At 70.6% G+C, this 5,521-nt stretch carries 6 protein-coding genes; 5 read left to right on the forward strand and 1 reads right to left on the reverse strand.

The features are described from left to right. Positions 1-256: 256 nt before the first annotated feature. The gene (locus QMK34_RS46770) at positions 257-688 is read right to left on the reverse strand and encodes a metallopeptidase family protein (protein ID WP_326421474.1); all 432 of its coding nucleotides are present in this window, start codon (positions 686-688) and stop codon (positions 257-259) included. A gap of 116 nt (positions 689-804) precedes the next feature. Between QMK34_RS46770 and QMK34_RS46775 the strand changes: the two genes are divergently transcribed. From QMK34_RS46775 to manA, 5 genes are all read left to right on the forward strand, one after another. Next, positions 805-1,158 (forward strand): DUF3499 domain-containing protein, encoded by a 354-nt coding sequence (locus QMK34_RS46775; protein ID WP_326421468.1) that lies wholly within the window; start codon positions 805-807, stop codon positions 1,156-1,158. Positions 1,159-1,227: 69 nt separating this feature from the next. Next, entirely contained in the window at positions 1,228-2,583 is a 1,356-nt protein-coding gene (locus QMK34_RS46780; RefSeq protein WP_326421469.1) for a phosphomannomutase/phosphoglucomutase, read from the forward strand. An 86-nt stretch (positions 2,584-2,669) separates the two neighbouring features. After that, on the forward strand, positions 2,670-2,891 hold the full coding sequence (locus tag QMK34_RS46785; protein WP_326421470.1) for a Trm112 family protein: 222 nt from the start codon (positions 2,670-2,672) through the stop codon (positions 2,889-2,891). Beyond that, a complete protein-coding gene (locus QMK34_RS46790) occupies positions 2,866-3,966 on the forward strand; it encodes a hypothetical protein (RefSeq protein ID WP_326421472.1) in 1,101 nt (366 codons plus the stop codon). Before QMK34_RS46785 ends, QMK34_RS46790 begins: the two co-directional genes overlap by 26 nt. A 91-nt stretch (positions 3,967-4,057) precedes the next feature. Beyond that, positions 4,058-5,287: a mannose-6-phosphate isomerase, class I gene (gene manA, locus QMK34_RS46795; RefSeq protein ID WP_326421476.1), complete on the forward strand. Its 1,230-nt coding sequence runs from the start codon at positions 4,058-4,060 to the stop codon at positions 5,285-5,287. Positions 5,288-5,521: the final 234 nt, after the last annotated feature.

A 5,521-nucleotide genomic window follows, 5' to 3' on the forward strand; every position in this document is an offset into this window, starting at 1 on the left:
CCCCTGGCTATGTACGTAAGTGCGGGTTTGTCTTTTAGGGGGGCGACCTGCCGTCGCGAGTTGGGAGGCCCTGGCGGGCCTGAAAGAGGGCGCGCGGCGGTGAAGTCTCCCCTCGCAGGGCTCGCGGAGACGCTGTGGTTGGGGCAAAACGGCTGTGGTTGGGGCAAAACGGCTGTGGTTGGGGCAAACGGTTGGGGTTGGGGCAAAACGGTTGGGGTTGGGTTGGGTTGTCGCGGCTTGGGGGCCCGGGGGGGCTTTAGTCGCCTTCTATTACGTCGGGTTCTACGCCTAGGTAGCCTGCTACTTGCTCTACTAGTACGTCGTGGACTAGTTCGGCTAGTTCGGCGGGGTCCTTTGCTCGGGCTTCCAGGGGGCGGCGGTAGAGGACTATTCGGGCTCGGGTGGGGAGGCCTGTGCGGTCCACTCCGGCGGGGACCAGGCGTGAGAGGGGGACGGCGCCGTCGTGGAGGATTCCGTCGGTCGGGGCGGGCTTGCCGTCGGCTCTGACCTCGGGGACGTCGTCGACGGCGACGTCGAGCTTGGTCAGCTCGTGCCGCCAGCGGGCCTCGATCGGCTCGAGCGCGTCGAGCACCAGCGCGTCGAACCTTTCGGCCCTGCTCGCGGCCGCCGGCAGGGTCGCCGGGTACAGCGCGCCACGCAGGCCGCGGCCATGTCGGTCCCGGCGCATACGCCGCCGCTGTCGGGAGTCACGAGCCGTTGCCACGAAGGGAAGAGTACGCGGTCGGAACCCGTCAGCGCGTGTCGCCGGTACAGCCGGGCGTGGACGCGCTATCGTTTCCGATCGTGCGGAGCGTCCGAAAGTGTTCGCGAACGGGTTGCCTCGAACCCGCTGTTGCCACGCTGACGTATGCCTACAGTGACTCGACCGCCGTCGTCGGCCCGTTGGCCACCGCGTCCGAGCCCCATTCATATGACCTTTGTGAAGCCCACGCCCTGCGGCTGACCGTGCCGAAGGGCTGGGAAGTCGTCCGCCACGAGGGCGAGTTCGCCGCCGCGGATCCTTCCAACGACGAGCTGACCGCGCTGGCCGAGGCCGTGCGCGAAGCGGGCCGATACGACCGCCCGGCGCCGCCGCCGGAGCCGGAAGGCCCGTCCGGCAGGCGCGGCCACCTGCGGGTCCTGCCCGGTCGGACCTGACGTATCCCGCCGCCGGTAGGCTTTCGGAGCGCATCGGGCGCGAGACGAGAGACAATCCGGGGAGCAGGCGTGTCAGACCTTTCGGGCATCGTGAAGGCCTACGACATTCGTGGCGTGGTCGGCGAGCAGCTGGACGCCGTCCTTGTCCGTGACCTCGGCGCCGCCTTCGCCCTGTTGATCAAGCCGGACGCCACGAGCGTGGTCATCGGCCACGACATGCGTGACTCCTCGCCGGAGCTCTCCGCCGCGTTCGCGGACGGGGTGACCTCCCACGGGCTCGACGTCGTGCTGATCGGCCTCTGCAGCACCGACGAGCTCTACTTCGCCTCCGGCTCGATGAACCTGCCGGGCGCGATGTTCACCGCCAGCCACAACCCGGCGAAGTACAACGGCATCAAGCTGTGCCGCGCCGGCGCCGCGCCGGTCGGGCAGGACTCCGGCCTTGCCGAGATCCGTGACTCCGTCGAGCAGGGCGTTCCCTCGTTCGAGGGACAGCGTGGCTCGGTGACCGAGCAGGACGTCCTCGCCGGCTACGCGGCGTACCTGAACAACCTGGTCGACCTCTCGACCAGCCGCCCGCTCAAGATCGTCGTCGACGCGGGCAACGGGATGGGCGGCCACACCGTGCCGACCGTCTTCGCCGGGCTGCCGATCGAGATCGTGCCGATGTACTTCGAGCTCGACGGCAACTTCCCCAACCACGAGGCCAACCCGCTGGACCCGGCGAACATCGTCGACCTGCAGGCCAAGGTGCGCGAGGTCGGCGCGGACGCCGGTGTCGCCTTCGACGGCGACGCGGACCGCTGCTTCGTCGTCGACGAGCGGGGTGAGCCGGTTTCGCCGAGCGCGATCACCGCGCTGGTGGCCGTGCGCGAGCTCGAGAAGGAGCCCGGCGGCACCATCATCCACAACCTGATCACGTCCAAGGGCGTCCCGGAGATCGTCGCCGAGCACGGCGGCAAGCCGGTGCGGACCAGGGTCGGGCACTCGTTCATCAAGGGCGAGATGGCCAAGACCGGCGCGATCTTCGGCGGCGAGCACTCCGCGCACTACTACTTCCGCGACTTCTGGCGGGCCGACACCGGCATGCTGGCCGCGCTGCACGTGCTGGCCGCGCTCGGTGAACAGCCGGGCACCCTCTCGGAGCTGACGGCCGCGTACTCGCGCTACGCCGCTTCGGGCGAGATTAACTCGACGGTCACCGACCAGGTCGCCAGGATGATCGCCGTCAAGGACTCGTACCTCGGGCGCCAGGGCGTCGTGATCGACGAGCTCGACGGCCTCACCGTGCAGCTGCCCGGCGGCGGCTGGTTCAACATCCGGCCGTCCAACACCGAGCCGCTGCTGCGCCTGAACGTCGAGGCGGCCGACGCCGAAGCTGTCAAATCGCTGACAGAAGAAGTGCTGGCGATCGTCCGTGGCTGACAAGTTCGTAATGAAGGTGCCCCGCCGGACGTCTCTTGTCCCAAAGGTGCCCTTCCGGACCCGCCTTCGCATGGTAGGGAGTAACCATGGCCGTCAAGCTTGACGCACAGTTGCTGGAGATCCTCGCCTGCCCGGCACCGGACCACGCCCCACTGCGGGCGGGTTCCCCCGGCGACCCCGAGGCCGACGCGCTGACCTGCACCGAATGTGGCCGGGTGTACCCGGTCCGTGACGGTATCCCGGTGCTGCTGATCGACGAGGCCGGCGTTCCCGCCCGCGCGGATGGCACCAGTGCTGACGGTGCTTGACGACAGCCTCCTCGACGACCCCGCGCGCTTGGCCGAGGCCGACGTCGGGGGGCTTCTGCGCGCCGCCGCGATGGCAGGCGCGCAGGTCCGCGCGACCACCGAGACCGCTGCCGAACTCGAGCTGAGCGAACGGCTCGACCTCGGCAGGCCGCGCGCGCTCGTGCTGATCGACCGGCCGGGCGTCAGCCGCACGCTGACCAGGCTGCTGGCCGCGCTGCTCACGCCGTCGTGCCCGGTGCCGATCGTCGTCGCGGAGGTCGTGCCCAGCTGGATCGGCGCACTCGACGTGGTCTTCGCGCACACCGACGACCCGGGTGACCGGGAGCTGGCCGCTTCACTCGAACGGGCTGCCCGGTTCGGCGCGCGGGTGGTGCTCTCCGGCCCGCCGGAGGGGCCGGTCGCGGCCTCCATCGCCGGTAAGGGCCTGTTGCTGGAGCCCCGGATCCCGGTGCCGCCCGAGATGGCCTTCCCGCGCGGCCTCGCCGCCGGGCTGCTCACCGCCAACGCGCTCGGGCTGCTCACCTCCGACGTCGAGGTGCTGGCCGACCAGCTCGACATCGAGGCAGAGAAGGACCACCTGTCCAGGGAGTCCTTCGCGAACCCCGCCAAGGCGCTGGCCTTGCGCGTCGCCGATCGCATCCCGTTGCTCTGGGGCCTGGACCCGGTCGCGGTCGCGGTGGGCGAGCACGCGGCGCACGCTTTCGCGGCGCACGCGGCCACGGTGTGCGACGTCGAGGACTATCGCCAGGCGCTGGCGAGGCCCGCTCTGCGGCGTGCCGCGCTCGCGAGCGCCGCCGAGCGTGACATCTTCGCGGATCCGGACGACGCGCCCGCCGGGCCTGCGCCGAGGGTGATGCTGCTGGCTGTCCGGACGGGTCCCGCCGCGGACGCGGCGAAGTACCAGGCCGAGGACAACCTGCCGGGCGTGGACATGATCTCGTCGGCGGAAGAGATCGACGCGGGCGAGCCCGTCCGCGCCGCCGTGCTCGCGCTCCGGTTCGAGCTGGCGGCCGTGTACCTCGGGCTCGCCGCGGGCAGCATCGGCGGAGCGGGCCGGTACACGCCCGCAAGGTGAGTCCCGGTGCCGGTTCCCATGAGAATCCCAGTGCGAATCGCGTAAAAAGGGTGAGGCCAGGGCTGACGCCCGGCGAGGAGTTGAGGTGACAGTGGAGCTGCTGCGCAATGCCGTGCGGCCCTATGCGTGGGGGTCGAGAACGACGATCCCCGAGCTGCTGGGGCGACCGGTGCCGGCGCCACACCCGGAGGCCGAACTGTGGATCGGCGCCCACCCCGGCGACCCGTCCCACGTGCTCGGCCCCGACGGGGTCGAGCGGAGCCTGCTGGAGCTGGTGGACGCCGATCCGGTCGGGCAGCTCGGCATCCGCTGCGCCCAGCGCTGGGGCGGCAGGCTGCCGTTCCTGCTGAAGATCCTCGCGGCCGAGGAGCCGCTGTCGATGCAGGCCCATCCGTCGGCCGCGCAGGCCGCCGAGGGGTGGGCGCGCGAGGAGAGGTCGGGCATCCCGCGCGACGCGCCCAACCGCAACTACCCGGACCCGACGGCGAAGCCCGAGCTGGTCTGCGCGCTCACCGAATTCCACGTGCTGGCCGGGTTCCGCGAACCCACGCGCACGATCGCGCTGCTGAAGGCGATCGAGACGCCGGGGCTGGCGAAGTACGCGGTGCTGCTGGAGGCTCAGCCGGATCCGGCGGGGCTCCGCGCGCTGTTCACGACGTGGATCACGCTGCCGCAGGCGTCGCTCGACGAGCTCCTGCCCGAGGTGCTGGACTCCTGCGTCCAGCACGTCCGCGAGCACGGCGAGTTCACCACCGAGTGCCGCACCATCCTCCAGCTCGGTGAGACGCATCCGCGCGACGCCGGGGTGCTGGCGGCGCTGCTGCTCAACCGGCTGACGCTCAGCGCCGGCGAGGCGATCTACCTGCCCGCCGGGAACCTGCATCTGTACCTGCACGGCACCGCGGTGGAGATACTGGCGAACTCCGACAACATCCTGCGCTGTGGGCTCACCCCGAAGCACGTGGACGTCCCGGAGCTGCTGCGGGTGGTCGACTTCGGCTGCGGCGACATGCCCGTGCACCGCGGCGAGCACGACGCGCGCAAGGCGATTTACCACACGGACGCGCCCGAGTTCGAGCTTTCGCGGCTCGACTGGGCGGCCGGTGACGACGGCGAGGTCTCCGTCGACAGCGCCGGCCCGCAGATCCTGCTGTGCACCGCGGGCGACGTCCTGGTCAGCGCCGACGACGGCGAGCGGGTCGAGCTGCGGCGCGGCCAGTCCGTCTGGTTGCCCGCCGCGGACCCGGCCGTGCGCGTCCGGCCCCTGACCGGCGACCGCGCCCAGGTCTTCCGCGCCACCGCCGGAACCTGCGAGGACTGAACTGCCGTCACGCGTGATCAGATTGCCGTCACGCGTGATTGGGGGGACACCATCGTGATGGCGGCCCAGACACGCGTGACGGCAGCCCAATCACGCGTGACGGCGGACTAGGAGGCTGCTGAATAATCGGCGTGTCTCCTTGAAATGGCATGCTGAGCTGGGAGAATAGTGTCATGCAGGGTGTGGAGCGGGCGGATCGGGAGTTTCTGGACGCGCGAGCACTGGTCGGTCATC

Origin of the sequence: Amycolatopsis sp. H20-H5, from assembly GCF_035828755.1 — a bacterium.
GTDB lineage: Bacteria > Actinomycetota > Actinomycetes > Mycobacteriales > Pseudonocardiaceae > Amycolatopsis.